This window comes from Legionella sp. PC1000 (assembly GCF_014109805.1).
Classification (GTDB): domain Bacteria; phylum Pseudomonadota; class Gammaproteobacteria; order Legionellales; family Legionellaceae; genus Legionella; species Legionella resiliens.
Window position 1 is genome coordinate 179,486 of sequence record NZ_CP059400.1, and the last position, 26,396, is coordinate 205,881.

The window sequence follows — 26,396 nt, forward strand, 5'->3', positions numbered from 1 at the left end:
TTTATTATCCAAAATTTAAACTGTTAAAAGCCTTCATTTTCAAAATTAAATCCGGCCAAGAAGGAGGAATGTAGCCACTAGCCTCTTTAAAGCGCGTTGAATCAAGTGAGCGGTCAATACATAACTGCTCATCAGGTATAATATCAATTACTTTTCCGTAGGTCTCTGCTACTAATTTAAGTAAGGTATATTTGTCAATTGGATCTGCTGATACATGGTATAAACCTGAAAGGTTATTATTTGGCAGAACAAATTCAGCAATCACTTGAGCTAACTCGATTGTTGGTACACCAGAAAAAATTGCTTTTTTATATCCTTTTATGCTTCCCTGTTGCGATAAAAACCAATCAATTAATGCGTAATTACTATTTAATTCATGGCCAATGATGGATGTCCTAAGTGTAACGGCATTTGAAAAATCATTTAATTCGCCAATAAATTTAGATTTTCCATATAAATCTTCAGCATCAGACAAATCGGTTTCTTTATACATCCCTTTTTGTCCAGAAAAAACACAATCAGTACTTATATGGATTAAACGTGCGGCGGATAAAGTACATAATTTAACCAGGCGATGTGGCAATAATGCATTGATAGGTAGTGTTATTAATGGATCCTTTGCCGTAGCGTGTTGTTTAATTAAGCCAATGCAATTAATGACAACATCAGGATTAACTTTGGCAAAGACATCCATCAACGCATCATTATTAAGTACATCTACATTAGTTATGATGTGATCGTGTAATCCAGTTTCAAAAAAGCGTTTGTCGTGGGTATTACGCATTGTTGCGAATACTTGAAACTGTTGATTGGCACTTAAAAATCTAAATACAGCATTTCCCAGCATTCCTGTAGCGCCTAAAACTAAAATCTTTTTGTTCATCATTTTGCTGTTTTAATCCTCTCATTTAAAATCTCAATTAGCTTATTTGCTTGAGTTGGCATGTTAAAGTTCTCGAGAAAATAAGCTCTTCCTGACGCTCCCATTTCATTACGCGCTACTGAACTCAGCTTATAAATCGTCCGGATACATTGAGCAAGCCCTTGGGAATCTTCAGAAGGACAGGTCAAACCTGCTTTCGCTCTTTCAATAACACGTGCAGCCTCCCCATCCAGAGCTGCAATGATTGGCTTTCCTGCAGCCAAATAAGCCTGAATTTTACTTGGGATGGTATAAGAAAAGATTTCATCCTTTTTTAAACTTACAAGCAATGCTGCTGCACGACTGAATATATGCGGCATTTCCACGGCAGGAAATCTACCTGCTAGTATCATGTTATCTAGCTTTTTTTCTTTTTTTTGCTGACTGAGCCATTCAGACATACTACCGCTACCTACAAAAACCAAACGAAAATCGGGTAAATCCTGCAATTGCTCTGCTGCATCTACTAAAGTAGGCAATGACTGAGCAATTCCCAAGTTTCCTGCAAAAACAACACAAAATTTGGAGTTCAATTCGTCCGACAGATTTTCTGGTATTTGTGGTACGTCCTTTGTTGTACTACTGGGAGCATTATACGAGTTAGGATAATAAACTATTTTATTTTCTTTTGCATAGCGTGAAATAGGTGCTTTGAATGCGTGCGACTGGGCTAAAATCGTATCCGAACAAAAATAAATTGCGCGCACCAAGTGTCCAACAAGCCAAAGTAGAAATGGATTTCGAATAAAACCAGTGGCTTTTAAACTCTCTGGCCATAAATCTTGAATCCATACAGCAAGGTGACTTTTCAAACGCCATTTTAGGAAAATGGCGGGTATTATCGAGGTGATGGGGGATAAACCAAAAGCGAAAACAACATCGTATGATTCGCCTTTTATCGCAGAAGGAAAAAAACGCAATCCATTAATAACAAACGACAGGTAATTTAAAATAAGATTTTTTGCCCCGCCTTTACCGCGGCCTCGTAGTGGTACCCTAAATACGGTAACACCGGGTATAAAACTTTCAGAAACAATTCCTTTTTTTGTATATCCCTCAAAGATTTCTCCATTAGGATAATTTGGCTTGCCCGTTAATACCTTTATTGTATGACCTTGATGAGTTAAAGTTTCAACTAACTCATTGATAATAAATGTTTCAGGCCAAAAATATTGTGAAATTAATAATATCCTCATTAAATCACTTATCCAAATTTAATAAAAAGAAGCTATATAGAGCTCAATAAAGTAGGCACATACTAGAAATAAAACCATCAAAAAACAAGCCCTAACCTTTAAAATAGAAGCAGTCATAGCATACTATTTTTTGAACCCATAATAATCAAGGAAACATAACACGAGCTTTAATGTTGTAGTCATAGTGAGCACAATTCCCGTAAATTCTTTATTTATCCGCTTACAAAGATTTTTACTCATCAAAATTAACCCAAAGATACATTGTAAAGTGAAATACTTACTTGAACTATGGAGTCACTCAGTATACCCTATCCCCCTGTTTTCTGGGTAAAGAGATTTTTGATATATGGACCGTTTAAAAGGACGCGTTAAGTTTTACCTTTTTTTTCGTTCTTTTCTTGAAAGAGTTTTTTCTTTGTGCATCTTAATTCTATTAAGCCCTGTCTTTTTCATTATTTCTTTTATTATTTTAATTACTATGGGGCGTCCTATTTTCTTTATCCAAGACCGAATGGGTAGAGGCAATCAAGCCTTTAGAATGTATAAATTTAGAACGATGCGAAATGACAATCAAAAAGTCGTTTATGCCTCAAAAAATGACCCCAGGGTAACTAAGTTTGGCCAAATTATTCGCAAACATCGGCTTGATGAATTACCGCAGTTTTTAAATATATTAATAGGGAATATGAGCTTAATTGGCCCTAGACCTGAACCCATGCAACTTGCTGAAAAATATAATGAAACCATTGCAGATTATAATGTAAGACACCTCGTTAAACCCGGAATAACTGGTTATGCCCAAGTTAAAATGGGGTATGCGGATTCTGAAGATGCCACAAAAATTAAAGTATCTTACGATTTAGAATATGTGAAGAATTTGTCGCTTTTATTGGACGCTCAAATCATTTTAAAAACCATAAGAGTTATATTCACTGGTTTTGGAGCAAGATAATGAAAACAGTCATTATTGGACGAGGTAATCTTTCGAATGCATTACTAAAAAAATTAGGCAAAACTCATTGTGTGTTGCTTTCTTCAGCCGACATTGTAGCGACACCATTATTATTAATTGAGCATATTAATAACGCGGATCGTTGTAACGTCATTTTAAATTGTTTTCAAAAGTCAACGGAACTGTTCACAGTAAACGCCGAGACAATAGTAAAAAACTCCATTACACGCCTTGCAATTATTTTGGACATTCTTAGTGCCAATGCAGCAAAAATTAACAAAATAATTTATACAAGCAGCAGCTCCGTATATGGCGCTAATTCCAATGAAAATTGCCTTGAAACAATGTCTGTATCGCCTATGAATATACATGGCGCTTTAAAATTTGCTTGCGAACAATTAATTTCATTTTATTGCAACAAATATAAAATTGAATATACCATTGCGCGAATTTTCAATATATTCGGTGGGCAAGATGATACCTTTTCAATGATTTATCGCTTAATTGATGCCTACTTTTCAGAAAAGAAAATCACATTATTTAATAAAGGGCACGCCATACGTGATTATATTCATGTTGATGATATCGTTTGGGCTTATGCACGATTAGTTAGCGTAACGGGTATTCCTGTTTTAAATATTGCCAGCGGCCAAGGCATTTCAACAAGTACACTGATTGCAGCGTTACAAAGTAAAGGTATTTCTTTGAAAGTGGATTATGCTGATAATGTCAATGAAATAAGTGTTTCTGTAGCGAATGTTACGTTAGCGGAAAAATGTCTTGGACAACATCAATACATCTCAGCTTTTTCATATTTGGAACAGCAACTATTAAGTAAGGTTAGCTTATGCTAAAGAATAAGTTCCTTTTTAATTTTTCAGTCTCATATCTGGGCGGAGGGGTAAACAGGCTTGTCGCTTATGCAAAGTGGTTTAACCAAAATGGAGGCGCTTACTTTATCATTCATCCGCTCTGTCAGTATTTGGTGAAACAATTCCCTAATAATCAGTACATCATTATAAAACAATCAAAGTTGCAAAGGTTATTCAATGATTGTTTTTATTTAAAAGACTTTCAAAAACAAATAGGGACCCCAGAATTTTATTATTCATATGGTATTCCTATATATTATAAATTTGGAAAAATAAATTGGTTTCATTTAAGTAATATTTTACCTCTGTGCACGCGTAATATTCCATTATCTTTATTTGACAAATTGAAATTTACCTGCCTAGGTGCAAGGATTAAAAAGAATTTCGCACATGCGGATGTAATTTCTGCAGAATCAAATTTTTCTTTAAGTTTTATTGATGATAAATATTCATCAAGAAAGTTTTTATCCATGAATGGCAGTGATAAAGAGCTATCATTTTTAAATTTAAAAGAACTACCAAAAGAAAGAGACAACATTGCAACGGTTATTGGAACCTACCGCTATAAAGCGGTAGAAGATTCGTTCCATGTATATGAAAGCCTTAGAAAAAATAATCCTGAATTGAAATTGATAATAATTGGTGATGAAAAGTCTATTCCTGCCAGTCTGAAATCGAATAAGAATATTATCATCAAGGGTTTTGTACCAAGAGAAGAGGTGCTCAATAGTCTCTTGAAGACAAAGTATTACATTTCAACCACTCACATTGAGAACTCTTCTAACGGTGTATCAGAAGGAGTCTTCCTTGCCGATGAATCATATATTTCAGATATAGGTCCTCATAGAGAATTATTGAAGGGAATGAGTTTTGAAACGCTGTCTATTGAAAATTTGCAAAGAACAATGCTTCATATTAAAAAAGAGAATATTTCTGCTCGCCATTTAAAAACTTGGGATGAAGTTGTTGAAGAGATGTTATTTTGGGGAAAAAAACAGGATAATTCCCACGAAAATAACTGTGTTTAAAGAGGATTTCCTTGTAAACCACACTACAGGGGGATACCTATGATAGATTCCAAGAGATCGTAAGATGAAAGGTAAATTAGTCCAAACATCAATTTTATCGGGTGCTTCTACATTTATTAAAGTTCTCATCGGTGTTCTATCTTTGAAAATAGTGGCTCTTTATACTGGTCCAAAAGGGGTTGGTGTATTAGGGCAGTTTATGGCTATTGCTAATGTTATTTCAGTAGTGGCTGGAGGGGGGCTTACATTAGGAGTCATTAAATACGCCGCGGAGTATACTAATTTACCAGAAAAGTTTTATCCATTTTTATCTACAGCTTTTTGTTATACTCTACTTTGTTCCTGTCTGGTAATCGGCTCCACCCTTCTTTTTGGCTCTTCTCTTGCGCATCTATTTTTAGGGGCAACAAATTATCTCTATGTGTTTCAATGGTTATTGGTAGCGCAAGCTTTTACTGCAATGTATCTCTTGATAACGTCTGTTATTAATGGGTTGGGCAAAATAAAATTATTGGTTTGCGTCAATGTGTTAAGCAGTATTGTGAGTCTCATTCTAATTGCTTTCTTTACACACTATTATAAGCTAAAAGGGGCACTCGGTGCTTTTGTTTTATCTCAGGGCATAACTTTTCTTATTGCCTGTGCTTTTGTCTATCGTGAACAATGGTTTCGCTATTTATTTTCATTTCGCGTTGAAAAAGAACAGTTGGTCAAATTATTGAATTATTCGCTGATGACCATTGTAAGTACGCTAACTGTCCCATTATCCCAAGTATTTGTGCGTAACGACATTCATGCCTTATATGGATGGGATGCTGTTGGCATTTGGCAGTCCGTGCTCAGATTATCGGATGCTTATTTATTGTTTGTTACAACGATTCTCACGACTTATTATTTACCAAGATTGTCTCAATTAGAAGACAGTATTGTTTTAAAAGAAGAAATGCGGCGAGTTCAAAAGATATTGTTTTCCTTAATTGCAGTCATGCTGTCTATTATTTATATTTCCCGCAAAGTAATTCTCTTAATATTTTATGACGATACATTTATGCCTGCTGAGAATTTATTTTTGTATCAACTAATCGGTGATTTTTTTAAAATAGCAGGGTGGACCTATACGTACTTATTTCTTGCAAAATCTAAAACGAAAGAGTACATTGCTGGTGAATGCATCATTGGGTTAATATTTATACTTATTGGCCATATTTTTTTAAGACAATTTGGATTGGTAGGAGTGACTTACGCTTTTGCTCTAACCTATTTTATTTATTGGTTGTTTATGATGAGTATTTCTTTGTTTTATTTTAAGGGTAGGGAGAAATCATGGGTGATAATGCAGAACAGTTAGTTTCAATAGTTATACCTGCATACAATGCCATCCCTTATCTTGAAGCGGCAATAGAAAGTGTTTTAGCTCAAGATTATCCTAATATAGAACTGATTGTATTGGATGATGGTTCTACAGATGGAACAGCTGATTTTTTAAAAAAATATCATGGCCGATTCTTTTATGAAACGCATGAAAATATGGGACAAGCTCGAACCTTGAATAAAGGATGGGCAATGAGTAAAGGTTCCATTATTGGGTATTTGAGTGCCGATGATACGCTGGAGCCGAACGCAGTAAGTCTTTCAGTGCTTGAGTTCAATAAAGATTCAAACATAGTATTAACCTACGTTGATAATCTTTTGATTGATAATCAATCCAAGGTTATAAGAAAACTTACTACACCTGATTACGATTATTATCAAATGCTTATTCGTGGTGGAACCCCAATTGCTGTCGGATCTTTTTTTCTGAAATCTGCATTTAATAAAATTGGTGGTTGGGATAGTAATTACTCTTTGATTGGCGACTTTGAATATCATACAAGACTGGCGAAACTAGGAACTTTTAAAAGGCTGCCTATAGTTCTTGGATGTCATCGAGTGCATGAACAATCAGCAAGTTTTGCAAGTACCTCACTTGATCGCGCGAATGAGTTTGTAAAATTAATGTCAACTATTTTAAATGACACTACGGATAATAGATTGTTGGAGTTAGCGCCATTAATTCTAAGCCAGGCTTATTTAATTTCTGGAAGAACACATTGGCGATCAGGGAGATATAAATTGGGGATAAAGTATTTTTTGCAAGCTATAAAACTGGCTCCCCAGAAACTTACAAAAATAAATACATACCATATCATTTTTAATGCACTTTTTAATAAAAGTTTGCATCGATGTTTTAGGGTAATAAGAAATATATTTGATCAAGGCATAGGAAAATTGCTGTTAGCAAAGAAAACTGGAAACTGAGGTATAGAAACCCCGCAACAGTATATGACTTACATGGATATTCTGAAGATCGTGAGCGTGCGTGCAATACCAATATAAAATCATTTAAGGATTATTTCCTAGTTTCACTGACGCACTTCACGAAGTGAGATGGAGAGAAAAAATGCAAAGCAAATTGATATCAATGAAGTATTCAATCATTTTAATAATGGTTTTGTTTTTTTTCTCTTTATTTGGTGTTGCCAGTTACAAAGGGTCTGACTTTTATTATTTCGTATTTGACGTCATGTGGCTGACAGTATTAATTTCAAGCTTATCTCTTTCGCAAAGCTATATATTTTTCTACTTAAAAATCATGTTATTTTTGGGCGTTTGGCTGAAGTTAATGTTTTATTTAGTGCTAAGAGTGGAATTTGTAGAGCCTACCGGTTTTTGGAACGATGTTCATAACTTGGGATTATATTGGGACAATGCTTTAATGGTTGCAAGTTATGCAGCTTTAGGTATTCTTGCAGCCGATTTTGTTTTTTATCTCTACCGTCGCTTTTATAGCAATCATGGAATTCAGTCATTAAAAAACCAAGTAGAAGTGCCTGGATGGTATCTGAAGAGCCCCAAAAAAATTTGGATTTTATTACTTTCTATTAGTTTAGGAATAAGCTTCATTAATTTCAAAACTCATTTTTATATGATAGGCCTTTCGCCTGCGGTCATTTTTCCTTGCCATATAAATTTTCTGTTATCCTGGGCCTTAATCTTTTTTTTACCTTTATTGCTAGCCTATCTTATGGGTTTGGATGCTTTAGCACAAAATTATAGAAATTGGCATTATGCAATAATTATTGCATGTTTGATCTCAATAACTACTTTAAGCCGCTCTATTTTAATCATGTGGATAATTCCTTGCTTTTATATCTTATTTAAAGAGAATTTTTCGTCTCTATTCACCCAATATAAAAAACTAGTAATCACGTATTTTGTCCTCGCAATTATCTCATTGGGTGCTGTGAGCATGTTACGAAGTTATTATTTTTATAGCCCCTCATCGCATAAAACGACATCTACTGTCAAAAAAGCGAATAAATCAGAGAGAAATGGTAAAGCGAGTAAAAACGAGAACAGAAAAAGAGCAAGTAAGCCCAAGAAACGCTCTGATCAATTAACACTTAAAAAATTGATGGTACATAATAAATCAAATCTGAAATTCCAATTGCAACAACTAAAGTCCCTACCTATTAGCCGATGGGTAGGAATAGAAGGTATTTTAGCTACAACTGCTTATCCACATACTGGATGGGATTTGTTTAAAAAGGCAATTGTTCAAAAACCAACGCAAAAAGTCAGTCTTTATTCAAAAGTATCTCAGAGTTATCTGAATTTAAAGACAGGAACAAAGTTTTCTTCTTTACCTGGCTTGATAGGCCTTTTAAATTATTCTGATAGCTACCTGATAGTATGTTTGGGTACTTTTATTATTTGTTTATTGACGTGTTTTATACAGTTTTTCTATTATCGATTGGGATTAAATATTTATTTCTTATCACAGCAAGGTTTTTTGCTGGCATTTTTTCTGACAGAGTTAAATATCCCTTATTTAGGTGTAATTAACTTCTCTGAATTTATTTTAGCTTCATTATTGCTACTACTAATTCATAAGTATCATGTTTTGTTTCCCATCGCTACTGTTATGCGGCGAGGAGAACTAAAAATTGAGGCACAAAATAGCTGTTGAAAGCGTGTAAAGCCCGGCAATGGAGTTCGAATTCATGTTGGGCTGCACTGTGCTTAGCCCAATATGAATAATTTTGTATCACCCCAATTTTTGGGGCAAGTCAGTTAGAACGCGACTCCCAGTACAAAACATAGCGACTTTTAATTCATACTCAATTGTTTGCATACATAGGCTCACTTGTTCAGAAGATTCTAGGGCAGCTTCGAGCAAAGGCCGTGCATAGCCAACGCTTGTTGCACCAAGCGCAAAAAGCTTAGCGGCATTTAAGCCATTTACGACACCACCTGAACCCCAAATTTCGAAAGAAGGTTTTAGTGCTACAGCTTGTTTTACTGAAGTTACGGTATCAATTCCCCAGTTGCGAAAGGTAACTGCGGCGTGTTGACGAATTGGGTCATGAACGGCTCTCCGTCCCTCAATTCGTCCCCAGTGCGTTCCTCCCAGGCCGCCTACATCAATCGCAGCGATGCCGATCTCATTTAAGCGCATCATCGTTGCATGAGAAAAACCACAACCGGTTTCTTTAACGATGATCGGTCTGGGTAGTTTTTTAACTAAGTCTGCCAAGGCCTGCCAGCACCCTTTATAGGTAGTCGTGCCTTCGGGCTGCATGCATTCTTGTAGTGGATTACAGTGGATTATTAATGCATCGGCTTGCAAGGCATCCGTTAAGCGCTGAATCTCATTAATTGACGTAGTGATTAACTGTGCTATTCCTAAATTGCTGTACAAGCTCACTTGAGGGAAGTTCCTACGCAAATCTTGCCACTCAAATGCCGCTTTAGGATCAGTAAGTTCGCGTCGTTGTGAGCCTACCCCCATCGCCCAACCATTCAATGCACATGCCTCAATCAGGTTATGGTTGATGTGTTTTGCACGGCGATGGCCGGCAGTCATGGAGCTAATAAGAAAAGGTTTCTCAACTACTTGACCAAATCGGGAGCCTTTGATGCTGATTTCATCAAAATTCAAATCAGGCAAGGCATCATGAATAAGATTGATGCTATCAAAAGTACTCAGTTCTGTGGTTTGATTTTCAGGCATTAAGGCCAATTTGATGTGATCTTGTTTGCGTTGCTCAAACTGCTCATAGTTATTCGTCATCGGTTATATGCCTGTTTTACAATAGACTTAATGTTTGGTGCAATGAAATAGCGGCGTTGGCTACATCGACACCTTTATGCCCACCTTTCCCCCCTAGTCTGTCCCATGCCTGTTCTTCATTATCTGTGGTAAGTACGCCAAAAAGAACGGGAATATTATATTCCAATGAGACCTGCAAGCATCCTTGACTTACCATATTACATACCAGATCATAATGACTGGTTTCGCCACGAATCACTGCGCCTAAGGTAATAATTGATTGTACTGTTTTTTGCATGGCCAGGCGTTTTGCAACTAATGGAATCTCTACCGCTCCTGGAACTTCAAATGACTTGATGTCTCTTTCATTAAAGCCACGTTTTAAAAGCTGAGCTATTGCTCCTTCTTGCAAGGTTTTTGTAACGTGTCGATTAAAAACACTAGTGATGATCGCAATGGGAAAAGAACTTACAATGGATGTGTCCTCTGCGATCTCTGTATTTTGCATAATTTCTCTCTCTTATTTCTTGCTGTTAGCAGTAAGTAGTGCAATTTACCTCTTTATGTCCCTATTTTCCACCTATTTGCTTTGTGACGTTTCAACCCATGGGAAATAATTATACTGTTTTTAACGCGGAAAATATAATTAACTCTGTCATGGGGACAGTGAGTCGGCTAAAATAGTAGCATGATTTTATTTGCCAATTTTAGGATATACAGTTTTTAGCGTATCCTGGCCAAACGAATACTCAAGGCATGAAGGAATGCAGCATGAATGAGGATTTTTTTCGGTATAAAACACGATTTATCACGTTTGTTCTACTTCTTGGCTATGCCTATATGCATGTTAAGCTGACTGGAGTTTTTTATAAGGTTGAATTGGACAAGGTAGTTAGTTTTTCAGCCCCCATGCCTTTTGGGCAACGCTTACTTGTTCCGCTGTTGGTTAATTTTATAGCCTATTTTCTTCCTATTGAGCTGGAAAAATTATTTTTCTTAATCGAGTGGATGTTTACCGGTTTATTATATCTTTCCCTGTTGAAATTATTGCAATATGAATTTAGCCTGCGGCAATCGCAATTGCTTAGCTGGTTATTTCTTCTGTTATTACCCCTAACCACAGTGGTTAATTACCGGTATACTACAGATGGTCCCGCGACATTTTTCTTTTATTACGATACCCCCACTCTTTTTTTTCTCACTATGGGATTATATCTTTGTCTTCGTTCGAATTGGCTTTATTTTATTCCTTTACTATTCATAGCCACGATTAATCGTGAAAGCAGTCTTTTGTTGGTACTAATTATTCCGGTCCTGCATTGGAAAAACCTGCATTTGATTTATAAACAATTGATTTTTGCCCTCATAGCGTATGCTCTCGCTCGTTGGCTCGTCTTGTCCTTTTTGCATGGTACTCCAGGAGTACTGTTAGAATGGTACTTTAGATCGACTCATTATACCCATTTTCAAGTAAATTTGTTTTGGTTATTAAACTTGCAACATATTTTATTGTTTATGTTTTGTTTTGCAGGACTGCCTTTATTTTGGTTTGCCTTTTATGATTATATACCTCTTCAATTCAGGCCCTTACGCTATGTTTTATTGCTTTATTTTATAGCTTTACTCATGATAGGTAATTTTCCTGAGATACGCTTGTTTGGTGAAATTGTGCTATTACTCTACCTTCCGGTATGTATTGCGTTAAGGCGTTGGCTTTGTAATTTAAAACCAATTATTCCTGAAATAAGTTCTGGGGTTGTTTATTATATGGATCGATATGTTGTCTTCATTACCCTAATATTGATTATGATTTTTCGCCAGCCTTTAAATAAATGGGTTATTTGGTTATCTCATTTGTAAAATAGACCTTTTTTCCAAACTGGCTGGGGACGCGGAGCGGAGAAATGGGAGAGCGTACACAGTGCATGAGGATTTGAGCACCGCAGCGACGCAGCAATTCATCTCCTCAGTAGCGAGTGGGAAAGAAGCATAATGAGAATCCAGGCAAGCAGATACACCACTGAAGCTAAAATCAAGGTGATGCTGTAACCAAACATCATGGATGTTGCCATTGCAATGATTGATCCTAAAACCGAAAAGGCACAATTCAACGCCCAAAACCAGGGAATGCTTTTTGTGTTTTGATAACGAGCTAAGCGCATACCAGAAGGTAAGGCAATTCCCATGCATAGTCCTAAAGGAAAAAGAATGAGAACAAATAGAATTAATTTTAAATACCAGTTGTACCCAAAAGTAACCTGCATTAACCAATGAAGATAAAAAGGCAAAACCAGAGCTAAAAGTACTACCATAATTAAGCCTCTTTTTAAAACGCGATCAGTCTGTTTGGGCTGAGGAGAGTTAAATAAAATACTTCCTAGGCCGCCAAAAAATAACAAACAAAACAAGCCTACGGCCAGCCCATAGGTTGGTCCTCCTAGATAAACTGATCCAACTTGTAAGATAGGCATTTCTATTAACATAAAGCCTATGCCTAATGCCGAAAAATACAATCCCCATGAGAGAGGCGGCTTAGCCGAAGTATTAGATAACAACAGCGGCAAAAAATAGAATAATAGAACCAATATTGTAGAAGTAATGAGTAAAACAAAGACTATGCTTACTCCATAATAATTAAATATTTGGCCCGTGATTTTTTTCTCTGACAATAAGTCTTTAACCTTGGAAAAATAGAACATCTGAAAGAAAAACGGCCTATCATCGGTAGTTGGCCTAATATCATAGTAATAATTCTCTATAAACTGATTAAGATTTTTAGTGGTTAGTGCCGTTTGGAAGAGGGTTTCATTGTTATTCCCGGAAGGAAGATAAACAATGTCAAATGCTAATTTATGGGTAATTTCTTTAATCTCATTTATTTCTTGTGCCGTGAATGGCTCTTTTTTAGCCAATACTGTTGCTACATCAATATTATTATTTCCTTTATTTTTAACGATGACTATATTTTTTTCTGGAGAAGAAATACCGCTTTGTTCAAGGGCAACCCGAGCAAGTAAAACGATTTTGATTGTCTGATTGTCCGGATTAAAATAAAAGCGGGTAACGCTTAAGATGCCGGAAGGATTTAAAAATTTTAAATAGGTTTTAAATGCTTCAACAGTGTAAATGCTATTTTCTGCCATAGCAAAAGCACCTGCTACAGTGGCAGCCCAGCTATCAATTAAAGGGATTTGGATAATATCATAGGTTTTTTTCTCAACTTCGAGATAACTGCGGCCTTCTGAAACGGTAACGTGAACCTTATCCTTGTTATAAATGTTTCCAGCATATTGAGCATATTTATTTTTAATCAAATCAATCATTACTGGATGAATATCCACCCCTGTTATTTGTTTGTTATCAAAAGCTAGTGCGGTTAATACATCACGGCCACCACCTACGCCCAGGATAAATACATTTGCATTTTTTCTTAAATAATAAGGCAGGGAAGTTATATCATATTTTAAAAAGTCCACTTCCCTGTAATCACCATGAAAGGGAACAATTGGCGTACATGCGCTCGCATCTTGTTGAATCCACAATTGTTTAAATTCATGTTTGGGTTTATAGATACTGCTTAAGCCCCAACCGAAGGGTGACTCATCATGTAAGCCTCTAAAATATATTTCAGATGAGACTGTAATGCGGGACAGGGGGGACCACTTTTCATAAAGGTTAACGTATTGCAATTCTGAATAATTTTTGGTTTGCGTCACTTTAAATAAAGAATTGCCAATGAAAACAAGCAAAAAGCTGGCAACCAGAAGTACTAATGAATAACTACGAATTTTTGGCAATTCAAATAAAATGGCTGCAACAACACTGGTTAAGCTGGCAATCAATAAGACCTGTGGTGCTGTAAAATAACTAATCAATAGCACACAAGCAATGCAACCAATTGCCGCACCTTGTAAATCAAAACTGTAAATTATGTTTGCCTTATCGGGCAAATTTAAAAACAATAAGGAAAGGATCATGCTACTGAAGACAAAAGGTGCTGTGCATAATAAATACACACCTGTAAATTGCACTATGCTGTGCCAATTGATCGCCCTAGGTAAATGATAAGCAATGACAGCATACAGGCTTAAAATGATACTCAAGGAAAGAATAATGCTGAGGATGTATAAATTTTTTTTAATGGAGTATTTAAATGGTTCTTCTAAATGATAGACTAACATTCCTCCAAATCCCATACCAAACATTGCTAAAGAGATAACAAAATAAGAGTAGTGGTACCATAAGGTAACAGAAAATATCTTTGTTAAGGTGATTTCCAAGACCAATATGGAGAAGCTGATTAAGAACACACCAATTAAAGTAGGGTAATTAATTTGTTTCATACATGAATTCTTTTCCTGTTATTCCCTATTTTTTCATACGGGTAATTGGTGTTTGCATCATAATAGATCTTGGAAAAAATAAAAATGGGAGGAGATATAATGATTAAACTAACAATAAAGAATTGCTCAGTAAATGAATTATTAGGTTTTGTTGACATTTCCTAGTGGCTTCCTAGTTATATGAAATGTCAACAAACCTGAGCGAACTAGCTAGTCCTCAGTATCTGACTCAGTGGCGGCTAAATGAGGGTTTTGGCATACGACGCCTAACTGAGCTTTTGTCCAGGAATCAGGTTCACTACTTGTAGGTTTAGTGGTAAATGCGAAGTCACCAGGGTCGCCAATGCTTCCCACAACTAATTCTATATTTGAAGTACTTTGCGGACTTATATCACCTACGCAGCGGGCCATTCCTTCAAGGAAACTATTAGGGGCAAAGGCTTGAACTTTAAAGCCGGTATTACTACTGGTGTTACTAGATGCTTCATTGACAGCAGCTGCGGTCTTTCCAGGTGCATGGGCAAAAAGACCTATTTGTGTGCTTTTTGTGCAATTCGGTACATCTATTTTTAATGTATCGTTTTCCGGATATTTCCCATAAAATAGTAACGGTCCTCCAACCACTTCTTTAACATCAGGATTAGAGATATCTGTAACAATAATAATCCAATTTTTGAAATTAGCCCATTTCGTATTAAATTTTAAATTGAAAGTACATGTATCTGCAAAAACGGTCGAAGTAACTAGGAGACAGGAAGCCAATAATAATTTTTTCATAAAGCACCTCATTACATTGAAGGTCTAGTAACATACATTATGGATTTTAAATAGTACCTCATCCAACTTAAGGCTCTATTAACATACATTATGGCTTTTTAATTCTCATATTTCAAACCATTTATAAGCAGTTCCCGCCAAAAAACGAGCTTTCGGCTGTTGACAACTCAAAAAAAAATTGTGGAGACACTAACTCTTCATCGCTTTTTCTAGGCGCAACCCCCCAAAATAATTAATTGCGATGGCGTATTAAAAAGAGCTATATCATTTTTTATTCCTTAATTTAGAATGCTTAGAATAGGTTACGCTATACGTTTTGTGGACAATTAGCCTTTAGTATTCAACGCAACCCAATCTGCATAAGCTTCCATAAATTTTTGCAAGAACTTTCGGGTGTCTTCTTTTTTGATGTTTCCCTGCTCGTCAAACAAATCTGCTGCCATACCTATGTAGGTTTCAGGCTGTTGCAGGGTTGGAATATCCAGAAAGACAAATGATTGTCTTAAATGATTGTTTGCTCCAAATCCTCCAATAGCTCCAGGAGAAACGCTGATCACTGCACCAGGCAACTTGCTCCAAATACTTTTACCATAGGGGCGAGAGCCTACATCAACTGCGTTTTTAAGCACACCAGGAACTGAGCGATTGTATTCCGGAGTAACAAACAATACACCTTGATATGTTTTCATTTGCTCACGAAATTGCACCCAAGCAGCGGCAGGTCTGTTTTCATCATCCAGATCTTGGTTATATAGCGGCAAATCACCAATTTCCACAATTTGAGGATTTAACGACTTAGGGGCCAGGGAGATCAGCACTTTGGCCATTTTTCTGTTGTAAGATTCCTTGCGTAGGCTTCCAACAATAACCGCGATTTTTTTACTCATATCACGAACTCCTTGTATTTTAGGGGCCTTCATAGATCAGGCGCCAGATTCCTTATTCAAAATATCCCCGGGTTCTTTGCAAGAACTCTTCTGGGATTGGCTTATTACTTTGAACATAATTTTGCGGGCCAATGAGTTATAAGCCTCACTCACTTGATTGTTTTTTAATTTCACCTAATAACGCATTAATTTGTGTCATTTTATTATTACCTATTTTATTAATTATTCCAGTCACTTCAGCAACAGGATCACAAAAAATGTCCATGCAGCCAGCATGGTTTGTATTGTGTTCATCAAACAGAGGACGCATAAAGTTCACAAAGTGAATAGGGAATGAAAAAGAAGCAAATCTTAATGTATAGGATTGAGGGGCAATTTTTTGCCTGAGGACTTATTTTTATAAAATTATAAGTAAAAAACTCCTTATCCGCTTAAATACTGTCATATTTAAGCGAATAAGGAGTTTCAGCAAATGATTTAGACTACTTCAACTTCTTCAGCTTGAGGACCTTTTTGTCCGTTGCTTGGCTTGAACATTACTGTTGCACCTTCAGCAAGAGTTTTAAACCCGCTGCCTAGAATTGCACTGAAATGCACAAAATAATCTTTACCGCCACTTTCTAAAAAACCGAAACCTTTGGACTCATTGAACCACTTTACTGTACCACGAATTTTATCTGACATGTTAATTTCCTAAATTGTTACCAGGACATTGTAGCATTATTTTATTAATTGTGCTGTTTTTTTATTAAATATTTTAAAGTTTTTTTACATTTAATATGAAAACAGGAAAATAATGCCCTCATATCATAGGGTATTTTGTTTAAAAATTCTAATCTTTTGCAATCTTTTAGCCGTTTTCCTATAAAAGGAGACAGGGTGGGTCTTGAGGAGCTAAAGAAGTTATGGGAATCAATGTTCAGGGATTTCAATTAACTCAAGACCATCTTCTTTCTTTAGAAAAATAAAAATGATCCCTGAAAAAAAAGTAAGAATTCCAAGCATTAGAAACGCATCATGGAATATCTGGATGGATAAAACATGATCTTCAGAATACATATAGGTGAAAAGACTCAGTAAAATTGCTGATACTGCAACACCAAAGCTTTGGGCCAATTGTTGTGTCGTACTCATAATGCTGGTTGCTGCACTCATATTGCTTTCTGTAATGTTTGCATAAGCCAAAGAATTCATTCCCGTATACTGAAGTGCAATTAGAAATCCGTATGCAAAAGTCAAAAAGGCAATGCCATATATGGAGGAGTGTTGATTAATGGAAAAAAAAGACCAGAGGGAAATACTGACTAGCATTGTATTTAAGATTAATAAATTTTTGTAGCCAAACCAACGTAATATGTAAACTGATAAAGGTTTAACTAAAAAAACACCTAATGCAATAGGAGCGAGTAATAAACCAGATAGCTGTGGTGAATAGCCTAGCCCAATTTGTAATAACAGAGGCAATAAAAAAGGGACTCCCCCAAAACCTAGACGGGCTAATAAATTACCTATAACCGAGACAAAAAATGTACGTATGTGTAAAAGTTCTACTCTAACAATAGGATGTTTTCTTTTATAGGAGTGCTTGGTGTATCCGCCTAATAGAAGAAGTGCAACAAAAAAAGCAGAGACGATTTGTAACATCGTAACATTTGATTCGCTGACCATAGATAAACCAAAAGTTAAGGTGGCTAATCCACTGCCAAAAAGAAGAAAGCCCAATTTATCGAGCGGAGGAACCGTACGAGGAGGCATGTAAGGTAATAATTTGCTTGATAAAATTACGGCAAGTATCCCAAAAGGAATATTGACCCAAAAGATCCAACGCCAGGAAAAACGCTCGGTAATAATTCCACCTAGTAAAGGTCCAAGCATTAATCCCAAAGAGGCAACCATTACTACGATACTCATTTTTGCGATTAATTCATGTCGCTCACAAGTCCGTAAAATAATGAGGCGACCAATAGGCATGGTGAGGGAACCCCCCAAGCCCTGCATAATGCGTGCACATATTAATTCTTCCAAGCTATTAGTGAATCCACACCAAACAGAACTTAAGGTAAAAACAGAGATCGCCGTAATAAAAACGATTTTCATGCCAAATTTATCAGCGATCCAGCCGCTGATCGGAATAAAAATTGCCAAACTCATAAGATAGCTGATCAGTGCTAATTTCAAATCAACTGGATTGACGTTTAAACTCTGCGCCATAACAGGGATAGCAGTGTTAATAATGGTTGTATCAACTGCCTCCATAAACATGGCAAAAGAGACAATGAATAAAATGATATTTTTTTTCATAGATTCAGTATAGCAATCGGGAAGAGCCTCTGCATAGAGTTGTATTTTTAAGCCTGGTTGCTTGCAACCACGATATTTTCAGAATGTTCCCGTTAGTTTCCGGCTGGAAGTAGCCAGGCTACATAGGACAAGATCTACGGAAAAGTAGCACCCTGTGTTTTACCATGTTGTGTTGAAGTGTCATAATTTGTATCCCAGGTATTATGTTTCTTCACGATACCTTGAGTTGTACTTTCAATGGTCGATTGCAGTATCTGACAAGAAGACATAGGTGGGATCTGTAATAAGGCTTCTTCTATTTCAGTGGCCACTTCCTTACCATTATTTCCGTGCCCCTCTTCATGTTTACTCAAATTAGCAAGGTAAGTTTCCCACTTTAATTGAGACTCAGCACTTCCATGATCCTTGTCTTCCCATTCAGGCAAGATGGTCACAATATTCGCGCTTACATTGATTTCGGTAATATAACAAGGATTTTGCGTGGGATTATCATAATGCCATCGATAGCTCCAATTGATATGCCACGATGTTTTTGCATCGTAACGTTTATCTGTAGAAAAAGGCCCTAACTCATTAAGATGGTTACGCAATTCTTGTTCCGTTGTTCCGGTTACTTTATAAAAAGTCTGGGTAGTATAGATAGAAGGTGTTGCAAAGATTTTTGCATTAAAAATCATAAGCAGAAGTAAAACAAAGGTAAGTTTTTTCATTGTTTATTACCTTATAATCGAATGAGCGACCTTGTTGAGCCAATGCTCAACCTACAGAGCGAACGCACTACTTCGCAATACATTGTTCATTTATTGAGCAATTATAAATGATTATCCTTAAATTATTATTAATCAAAATAGCCCAACTGTGTGAGGGGTATTGCGTCATTCAATTCTGGCCTGTCATGAAAATCAAAATAACAAAGGGATTTAAACGGTACCCTGGGGGAAGCGCAGCGTAACCCAGGATTGAAAAGTTCATTCATGTCCATAACCCGGGTTTCGCTACGCTTCAACCAGTATCTACATTAAGCTCAAATCACGATTCACTCAACAAACTTTTCAATCCTGCTAAATGTGATTTAGCCAAGTTTTTTGATTGCTCTTCGGACCGTTCGCTGTTTTTACCAAACCATTCTAAATGTTCCGTAGGCAATTCATCTAAAAATCTGCTTGGCAAACAATCTTGCAGCTCACCAGCACGGCGTCTTTGCTTGGCTAAGGTAAAACACAATCCTTTTTGTGCTCGGGTAATTCCAACATACGCCAAGCGTCTTTCTTCTTCAATTTGATCTTCGTCAATGCTCACACGATGGGGTAATAACTCTTCTTCCATACCCACTAAATAAACGTAAGGAAACTCCAACCCCTTTGATGCATGTAACGTCATGAGTTGTAAGGACTCAGTATCATATTCATCTGCTTGCTCCAGAATATCGATTAAAATTAATTTATTAATTACTTCTGCTAAAGTCTGTTCTGAATTCTTTGCTAATAAACGCCCAATCCATTCTAACAACTCCCAGACATTGTCCATCTTCTTTTGCGCCTTTGCGGGAGTATCGCATTGTTCGTAAATGTAGGCTTCATAACCACTGTCTTCTACCATTTGTTTCAAATGCTCAATAATCGATCCTGTAGTTAATCGTTTTTTTATTTCTTCTATCCAGGATTTAAAAACAAGCAACGCCGCACGGGGTTTATCTGCAATACATTCACTAAGCGCCAGGTGGTCTGCTGCAGTGTAAAGGCTTACTCCTCTACTTTGAGCATAATGACCTAACGCATCAAGGCTGGCCTCGCCAATGCCGCGTTTGGGGGTGTTAATCACTCTTAAAAAAGCCGCATCATCTGCTTCATTGCACAGTAATTTCAGATAGGCAAATACATCTTTAACTTCAGTTTTGGCAAACCACGACTGGCCGCCGCTGATTGTATAAGGGATACTATAATGACGGAGTACTTTTTCAAATACGCGCGACTGATGATTGCCACGGTATAAAATTGCATAATCGCCATATTGGGTTCTTAAGCGCAATTTATGGCTGATTAAATCAGCAATTACTTGTTCCGCTTCATCATTTTCATCCTTGCAACGAATAACGCGTAAGAGTTCTCCTTGACCAAACTCGCTCCATAACTTTTTTTCAAACAGATGCGGATTGTTTGCAATAAGGTGGTTGGCAGTGTGTAAAATAATGTTAGTCGAACGGTAGTTTTGCTCTAACTTGATAATTTTTAACTGTGGGTAATCATGCTGTAATTGTTTCAAATTTTCAGGTTTTGCACCTCGCCAGGCGTAAATGGATTGATCATCATCACCCACTACAGTAAAGCGTGCTTGGATTCCGGTTAATTTTTTTACCAAGAGGTATTGGCTGGTATTCGAATCTTGATATTCATCTACCAATAAATGGCGAATTTTATTTTGCCAATACTCTAATACGGAAGGATGTTCATTCAATAGACTGACCGGAAGACGAATTAAATCATCAAAATCAATCGCATTATATGCCTTAAGTGCTTGCTGGTACCGTGGGTACAACAATGCAGCTTCTTCATAAAAAGGAGTGTCTGATTGATTTTTAATGACGTGCTCTGGGGTAAGAAGATCATTTTTCCAGCGCGAAATTTGTTGTTGAATCTGGAAAATAAACTCACGTTCAGTTGCTTTATTTGCAGGTAAAAAGCCACGTAAGATTTGCAAACAATCTTCACTGTCAAAAATAGAAAATCCTTTTTTCAGATCACATAAGTTATAATCACGCTTGATAATACTTAAGCCTAAGGTATGGAAGGTTGCTATTTTTAAACCGCGACGACTGGCTGCCGGCAGAACGGCGGCAACGCGAGTACGCATTTCATTGGCTGCTTTGTTAGTAAATGTAACTGCACATACTGTATTGGCGGTATAGCCGCACGTGTTAATTAGATAGCCTATTTTTTGCGTTATTACTCGTGTTTTACCGCTTCCAGCCCCAGCAAGTACTAATAAGGGTCCGTCTATATAACGTACTGCTGCCATTTGTTGGCCATTCAACATCTTAAAGATTTCTCACTCAAAAAAAGAGAGCGATTATTGCCTGCTTAGGTAGTATGAATCAACTATTAATTAATAGACCGTTCAACATCAAATTCTTCTTCTGTATCTATTTCAATAAAGTCAGGTTTGGTTTCTGGTTCTTTTGGTTCTTCAATACCAAAAAAGACTTTATCAATTGTTTTGAATAAAGGTGCAAGGATATTTTTATCGATCATGATTTAGTCCTTTAAGTTTTCAGAGGGATGTTTTAAAAGCATAGTTCAAGATAATTTTTTCTCCAGGAAAATTGCAAAAAAATTATGTTATACTTTACGCGCCACGAGATTTGCTTTGGGGGCTGTTTCTATGTCTGCTATCTAGGTCAAACTGTCCTGATTTTTTAGGCTCCGATACCCACATACATTATGTATACTGCGCTTCGGTGCTCAAAAATCAAACTATTTTGACTCAAGCGAGCGACATGGAAACAGTCCTTGGTTTTGCTGTAATTTTATATTGAGTCCATTATGAAAGAATCTGATACCCTTCAACGCTTTATTTTTGAACACGCCAACATTCGCGGTGAAATTGTTCATATCGAACATACTTACCAAGCCATTATGAACCAGCGGAACTACCCGCCAATGGTTAAAAATTTGTTGGGAGAAGCTATAGTTTCTTGTCTGCTTTTGGCATCCACTATTAAATTTCAAGGCAGTTTAAATTTACAATTTCAAGGCGATAAACGACTTCCTTTATTATTAGTACAATGTGATCATGAGTTTAATGTAAGAGGGTTTGCCCAATTTATTGAAAATCTGGAAACTGAAGAATACGCTTCTGCTTTTCTCAAAGGACAGATGGTTATTACCATTAACCAATACAATCAAACAAACTCATATCAAAGTATGGTTCCAATTCAATCAACATCCATGAGTGAGAATTTAATGAACTATTTTGCTCAATCCGAGCAAGTATCCACTCAAGTTTGGTTGGCAGTGAATGATTATGCTGCAGCCGGAATGTTACTGCAGTTAATGCCTGGTCAAGATACGGTACAAAGAGAGCAATTTTGGGAGTATGCCGTACACTTAGGACAAACGGTAAGTGGCCATGAGTTACTCACTTTAGATAATGAAACATTACTTTACCGCCTTTATCATGAAACGGAACTCAGAATATTTGATAGCCGTAAAACCCAATTTAAGTGCCGTTGCAGTTTAGAAAAAATGAAGCAAGTGTTAGCCGTTTTAGGTGAGGAAGAGGCAAAAGAATTATTAAAGGAGCAAGGTGAAGTGGCGATTCAGTGTGATTTTTGCAATAAGAAATATACTTTTGATCCTATTGATGTAACGATGCTATTTCATAAAGGATGAGAACCAGTAATCCCTGGGTATAGGCAAAAGCCATAACCTGAGGAGCATTATCCGCTCCACTACGGTAACCCAGGTTATAACAAGTTATTTATTGCAATGTAAATTTTATAGAAGATAAGATTTCCTGGTTGGATTGAATGAGTTCTACACATTCCCCACGCATTGCTTGTAATACTTGTCTTAATGTAAGAAATTGTTCGCTGAGTTGAATGTAGAGATCCGCTGTATGCTTTCCTTCTAACTCTCCGATTGTTAAATAAGCTGCTTGTCCCATTTCAGAAAAATAATCAAGACTGACATGGCGTCTCTTGGCAATTCCTGGAAATAGTCCACAAAAGAGCAAGCTTTTATCCCCTACATCGCGTAATAATTCCATTTGCAATGTTTTTGGCCTATGCATTGATTCAAGAAAATCGAGTGCAACGATAGATTCAATGAGTTTAGGCCCTTGGGAAAAGCGCATTAATAAAAATACTAAATAACTTTCAGTATTTTCCGTTAACATCAGCTGGGTTGCAGCTTGCGCCTCATTAACTAATGCATGCCATTGGCTAATGTCAGTGGGATGTAAAATTAGTTGTTTCATAGTTACTCCCTATTTTTAACCCCTCACTATTATTTTAGCAGCTAAAAAAATATCTTGTAGTCAACACCTTGCACCGCTGAGTCCGTTTCAGGATAGCTATCCAAAGTTGATACAAAATCACAGCACTGCAGGTAGACAAAAAAAGGTTATTTTATATCCAAAAAATAGATACATTCACCAGTTGAGGCCGAAGTTTGCTGTGCCACCCTCAGACTGGATCTGCTGCAATTGAAGTTTTGCTATACTAAAATACACGAAGCAGATAGGTTTTAGCTGTTTATTGATGTATAATGTCAAATCTATGTACAAATACTCTGCTTTTTCCTTCAAAGGTTATTTATGATTGATCAGATTCGCAATATCGCCATTATCGCCCACGTCGACCATGGTAAAACCACGCTAGTAGATAAATTACTCCAACAAACAGGTACTTTAAATGAGAGAGCGCCTAAAGTTGAACGCGTGATGGATTCCAATGCTTTAGAAAAAGAACGTGGCATTACTATTCTCGCCAAAAATACCTGTGTTTATTGGAAAAATCATCAAATTAATATTGTTGATACCCCAGGACATGCTGATTTCGGTGGCGAAGTAGAGCGTATTTTATCGATGGTTGATAGTGTATTGCTGCTGGTGGATGCAGTTGATGGACCTATGCCACAAACACGTTTTGTAACCCAAAAGGCATTTGCTCGTGGATTACATCCTATTGTTGTGATAAATAAAATTGATCGCCCCGGAGCAAGACCTCATTGGGTTATGGATCAAGTATTTGATCTTTTTGATAATTTGGGTGCAACTGATGCACAATTGGATTTTCCTGTGGTCTATACTTCTGCATTAAATGGCTATGCCAAGTTGAATTTGGAAGATGAAGCTACAGATATGAGTGCTTTATTGCAAACAATTATTGATGAAGTTGAAGCACCAAAAGTGGATGCGAATGGTCCTTTCCAGATGCAAATCAGTTCTTTGGACTACTCATCCTATGTTGGTACTATTGGAATTGGTCGAATCACTCGCGGACAAATTAGAGCAAAATCTGCCGTCAAGATTATAGATAAAGAGGGTAATATTCGCACGGGTCGATTATTGCAATTATTAGGTTTTAAAGGCCTTGAACGCGTCGAGATTGAAGAGGCGAGTGCGGGTAATATTATTGCGATTACCGGTATTGAAGGCATTAAAATTTCGGATACGATTTGTGATCCTAATGTTGTTGAAGCATTACCTGTACTTTCGGTGGATGAACCGACAATTAGTATGACCTTTCAAGTCAACGACTCACCTTTTGCCGGTCAGGAAGGAAAATTTGTGACCTCGCGAAAAATTCGTGAGCGTCTGGAAACAGAATTATTACATAATGTTGCTTTACGTGTTGAAGATTGTGAGGATCCCGATAAATTCCGAGTTTCTGGACGCGGGGAGCTCCATTTATCCATTTTAATTGAGACCATGCGTCGAGAAGGCTATGAATTAGCGATCAGCAAACCTGAAGTGATTATTCGCGAAGTCGATGGTGAGCAACAAGAGCCTTATGAGCATTTGACTGTTGATGTGGAAGAAAATCACCAGGGCACTATTATGGAAAAATTGGGTGAGCGTCGCGGGGAAATGCAAAATATGGTTCCCGATGGCAAAGGAAGAGTACGTCTTGACTATATGATTCCTACCCGAGGCCTGATTGGTTTTCATAATGAATTTTTGTCTTCTACCTCAGGTACCGGTTTAATGTATCATGTTTATGATCATTATGGTCCGGCAATTAAAGGACGAATAGGTAAGCGGGCAAACGGGGTACTGATTGCTAATTGTCAGGGTATGGCTCGTGCTTTTGCTTTGTTTAACTTGCAGGATCGTGGTAGGTTATTTGTTGAACCGCAAGCAGTGTGTTATGAAGGGATGATTGTTGGAATTCATGCTCGCGATAATGATTTAGTTGTGAATGTGACTAAAGAAAAGCAATTAACCAATATCCGTGCTTCAGGTTCTGACGAAAACATTATATTAACTCCTGCTGTAAAACTCACTTTGGAGCAGGCGTTGGAATTTATTGATGATGATGAGTTGGTTGAAGTAACTCCTGATTCGATTCGATTAAGAAAAAAATCATTGAAAGAACATGAAAGAAAAAAAGCATCAAGAACAGCAAACATTGAAGAATAAAGTTAAATTCAAACGGATCATCTTGTATGCGCGCCAGCACAGGGCAAATCAAGGGGTAAATGAAAGTTTATACCGTTTGGTCGATTTTCTTGAAAAACAAGAAGTGCAGATCTATCAAGATGAAGATACGTCGGCAGGATTTGATGTAAAAATTCCCGTATTATCCAGAGAGAGTATGGGTAAAAAAAATGATTTGATCATTGTGGTTGGGGGTGATGGGAGTTTGCTCTCTGCAGCACGTATGGCGATTCAAGTAGACACCCCGGTCATTGGAATTAACCGAGGGCGTTTGGGATTCCTCACCGATATTCTTCCTCATGAGCTGGAAACGCAATTGAGCGCTGTACTACGTGGCGATTATGAAGAAGAGCAGCGCTTCCTTTTACATACTCGCATTTACGATGAAGATCATACTTATTTTGAAGGTGATGCGCTCAACGATGTGGTATTAGGACGAGGGAAGGAAACGCATCTTATTGAGTTTTCAGTATACGTCAATCGACAATTAGTGAGTCATTATCGCTCTGATGGCATGATTTTATCGACTCCTACCGGATCTACTGCCTATGCTTTATCTGCGGGTGGACCTATCATGCATCCTCAATTAAATGCAATTGTTCTTGTGCCTATGTTTTCGCATAGCTTAAGCTCACGTCCATTGGTTATTGATGGAGAAGCTAAAATTGAGCTGCATATCAGTCAGTTCAATGAATCGGATTTACGAATAAGTTGTGATGGTCATGAATCCAGAATGGTCAAGCCGGGACAAAAAGTTACTGTGCAAAAAAATGGTCATCAATTACGTCTGTTACATCCTCTGGATTATCATTATTATGATACATTAAGATCAAAACTTGGTTGGGAATCCAAACATCAAGGATAGGAT

The 26,396-nt window shown here is 37.0% G+C and carries 24 protein-coding genes; 10 read left to right on the forward strand and 14 right to left on the reverse strand.

Going from position 1 to position 26,396, the window contains the following annotated elements; translation table 11 throughout:
- Positions 1 to 4: 4 nt before the first annotated feature.
- Complete coding sequence (locus FOLKNPGA_RS00815; RefSeq protein WP_232890380.1) at positions 5 to 886, reverse strand: SDR family oxidoreductase; 882 nt, start codon at positions 884 to 886, stop codon at positions 5 to 7.
- Positions 883 to 2,118, reverse strand: a complete 1,236-nt coding sequence (locus FOLKNPGA_RS00820; protein ID WP_182351311.1) for a glycosyltransferase family 4 protein — start codon at positions 2,116 to 2,118, stop codon at positions 883 to 885. The genes FOLKNPGA_RS00815 and FOLKNPGA_RS00820 overlap by 4 nt, the downstream gene beginning before the upstream one ends.
- 346 nt (positions 2,119 to 2,464) lie before the next feature.
- Here FOLKNPGA_RS00820 and FOLKNPGA_RS00825 point away from each other — a divergent pair, with 346 nt between their 5' ends.
- The 6 genes from FOLKNPGA_RS00825 to FOLKNPGA_RS00850 all read left to right on the forward strand — a co-directional run bounded on the left by FOLKNPGA_RS00825 (position 2,465) and on the right by FOLKNPGA_RS00850 (position 8,979).
- A complete protein-coding gene (locus FOLKNPGA_RS00825; protein ID WP_182351312.1) occupies positions 2,465 to 3,070 on the forward strand; it encodes a sugar transferase in 606 nt (201 codons plus the stop codon).
- Complete coding sequence (locus FOLKNPGA_RS00830; protein ID WP_182351313.1) at positions 3,070 to 3,924, forward strand: NAD(P)-dependent oxidoreductase; 855 nt, start codon at positions 3,070 to 3,072, stop codon at positions 3,922 to 3,924. The genes FOLKNPGA_RS00825 and FOLKNPGA_RS00830 overlap by 1 nt, the downstream gene beginning before the upstream one ends.
- On the forward strand, positions 3,918 to 4,970 hold the full coding sequence (locus FOLKNPGA_RS00835; protein WP_182351314.1) for a glycosyltransferase: 1,053 nt from the start codon (positions 3,918 to 3,920) through the stop codon (positions 4,968 to 4,970). Before FOLKNPGA_RS00830 ends, FOLKNPGA_RS00835 begins: the two co-directional genes overlap by 7 nt.
- 64 nt (positions 4,971 to 5,034) lie before the next feature.
- On the forward strand, positions 5,035 to 6,318 hold the full coding sequence (locus FOLKNPGA_RS00840; RefSeq protein ID WP_182351315.1) for an O-antigen translocase: 1,284 nt from the start codon (positions 5,035 to 5,037) through the stop codon (positions 6,316 to 6,318).
- Complete coding sequence (locus FOLKNPGA_RS00845; RefSeq protein WP_182351316.1) at positions 6,294 to 7,268, forward strand: glycosyltransferase; 975 nt, start codon at positions 6,294 to 6,296, stop codon at positions 7,266 to 7,268. Before FOLKNPGA_RS00840 ends, FOLKNPGA_RS00845 begins: the two co-directional genes overlap by 25 nt.
- A 142-nt stretch (positions 7,269 to 7,410) precedes the next feature.
- Positions 7,411 to 8,979 (forward strand): hypothetical protein, encoded by a 1,569-nt coding sequence (locus tag FOLKNPGA_RS00850; protein ID WP_182351317.1) that lies wholly within the window; start codon positions 7,411 to 7,413, stop codon positions 8,977 to 8,979.
- Between the two features lie 78 nt (positions 8,980 to 9,057).
- Here the strand turns inward: FOLKNPGA_RS00850 and fni are convergent, their stop codons facing one another.
- Both fni and ribH read right to left on the reverse strand, forming a co-directional pair.
- The gene (gene fni / locus FOLKNPGA_RS00855) at positions 9,058 to 10,083 is read right to left on the reverse strand and encodes a type 2 isopentenyl-diphosphate Delta-isomerase (RefSeq protein WP_182351318.1); all 1,026 of its coding nucleotides are present in this window, start codon (positions 10,081 to 10,083) and stop codon (positions 9,058 to 9,060) included.
- 16 nt (positions 10,084 to 10,099) lie between these two features.
- The gene (gene ribH, locus FOLKNPGA_RS00860; protein WP_182351319.1) at positions 10,100 to 10,570 is read right to left on the reverse strand and encodes a 6,7-dimethyl-8-ribityllumazine synthase; all 471 of its coding nucleotides are present in this window, start codon (positions 10,568 to 10,570) and stop codon (positions 10,100 to 10,102) included.
- A gap of 263 nt (positions 10,571 to 10,833) precedes the next feature.
- Between ribH and FOLKNPGA_RS00865 the strand changes: the two genes are divergently transcribed.
- Positions 10,834 to 11,922, forward strand: coding sequence for a hypothetical protein (locus tag FOLKNPGA_RS00865; RefSeq protein ID WP_182351320.1), 1,089 nt, complete (start codon positions 10,834 to 10,836; stop codon positions 11,920 to 11,922).
- Between the two features lie 98 nt (positions 11,923 to 12,020).
- Here the strand turns inward: FOLKNPGA_RS00865 and FOLKNPGA_RS00870 are convergent, their stop codons facing one another.
- The 9 genes from FOLKNPGA_RS00870 to FOLKNPGA_RS00910 all read right to left on the reverse strand — a co-directional run bounded on the left by FOLKNPGA_RS00870 (position 12,021) and on the right by FOLKNPGA_RS00910 (position 21,618).
- Positions 12,021 to 14,405, reverse strand: coding sequence for a class I SAM-dependent methyltransferase (locus tag FOLKNPGA_RS00870; RefSeq protein WP_182351321.1), 2,385 nt, complete (start codon positions 14,403 to 14,405; stop codon positions 12,021 to 12,023).
- Between the two features lie 210 nt (positions 14,406 to 14,615).
- Positions 14,616 to 15,182 carry a hypothetical protein gene (locus FOLKNPGA_RS00875; protein ID WP_182351322.1) on the reverse strand — a complete coding sequence of 189 codons (567 nt, stop codon included), beginning with the start codon at positions 15,180 to 15,182 and terminating at the stop codon, positions 14,616 to 14,618.
- Positions 15,183 to 15,508: 326 nt separating this feature from the next.
- A complete protein-coding gene (locus tag FOLKNPGA_RS00880) occupies positions 15,509 to 16,069 on the reverse strand; it encodes an NADPH-dependent FMN reductase (RefSeq protein WP_182351323.1) in 561 nt (186 codons plus the stop codon).
- A gap of 145 nt (positions 16,070 to 16,214) precedes the next feature.
- Positions 16,215 to 16,379: a hypothetical protein gene (locus FOLKNPGA_RS00885; RefSeq protein ID WP_182351324.1), complete on the reverse strand. Its 165-nt coding sequence runs from the start codon at positions 16,377 to 16,379 to the stop codon at positions 16,215 to 16,217.
- A gap of 167 nt (positions 16,380 to 16,546) precedes the next feature.
- The gene (locus FOLKNPGA_RS00890; RefSeq protein ID WP_058516528.1) at positions 16,547 to 16,753 is read right to left on the reverse strand and encodes a cold-shock protein; all 207 of its coding nucleotides are present in this window, start codon (positions 16,751 to 16,753) and stop codon (positions 16,547 to 16,549) included.
- Positions 16,754 to 16,981: 228 nt separating this feature from the next.
- Entirely contained in the window at positions 16,982 to 18,370 is a 1,389-nt protein-coding gene (locus tag FOLKNPGA_RS00895) for a DHA2 family efflux MFS transporter permease subunit (RefSeq protein WP_182351325.1), read from the reverse strand.
- Positions 18,371 to 18,504: 134 nt separating this feature from the next.
- Entirely contained in the window at positions 18,505 to 19,080 is a 576-nt protein-coding gene (locus FOLKNPGA_RS00900; RefSeq protein WP_182351326.1) for a DUF922 domain-containing Zn-dependent protease, read from the reverse strand.
- Positions 19,081 to 19,399: 319 nt separating this feature from the next.
- Positions 19,400 to 21,403 (reverse strand): UvrD-helicase domain-containing protein, encoded by a 2,004-nt coding sequence (locus tag FOLKNPGA_RS00905; RefSeq protein WP_182351327.1) that lies wholly within the window; start codon positions 21,401 to 21,403, stop codon positions 19,400 to 19,402.
- A gap of 65 nt (positions 21,404 to 21,468) precedes the next feature.
- A complete protein-coding gene (locus FOLKNPGA_RS00910) occupies positions 21,469 to 21,618 on the reverse strand; it encodes a hypothetical protein (RefSeq protein WP_182351328.1) in 150 nt (49 codons plus the stop codon).
- 291 nt (positions 21,619 to 21,909) lie between these two features.
- On the opposite strand from FOLKNPGA_RS00910, the gene hslO reads away from it, so the two are divergent.
- Positions 21,910 to 22,758: an Hsp33 family molecular chaperone HslO gene (hslO, locus tag FOLKNPGA_RS00915; protein WP_182351329.1), complete on the forward strand. Its 849-nt coding sequence runs from the start codon at positions 21,910 to 21,912 to the stop codon at positions 22,756 to 22,758.
- A gap of 88 nt (positions 22,759 to 22,846) precedes the next feature.
- Here hslO and FOLKNPGA_RS00920 read toward each other — a convergent pair whose 3' ends face one another.
- Positions 22,847 to 23,344, reverse strand: a complete 498-nt coding sequence (locus FOLKNPGA_RS00920) for a hypothetical protein (protein ID WP_182351330.1) — start codon at positions 23,342 to 23,344, stop codon at positions 22,847 to 22,849.
- Positions 23,345 to 23,683: 339 nt separating this feature from the next.
- On the opposite strand from FOLKNPGA_RS00920, the gene typA reads away from it, so the two are divergent.
- Positions 23,684 to 25,510 carry a translational GTPase TypA gene (gene typA, locus FOLKNPGA_RS00925; protein WP_182351331.1) on the forward strand — a complete coding sequence of 609 codons (1,827 nt, stop codon included), beginning with the start codon at positions 23,684 to 23,686 and terminating at the stop codon, positions 25,508 to 25,510.
- A complete protein-coding gene (locus FOLKNPGA_RS00930; protein ID WP_182351332.1) occupies positions 25,467 to 26,393 on the forward strand; it encodes an NAD(+) kinase in 927 nt (308 codons plus the stop codon). Before typA ends, FOLKNPGA_RS00930 begins: the two co-directional genes overlap by 44 nt.
- Positions 26,394 to 26,396: the final 3 nt, after the last annotated feature.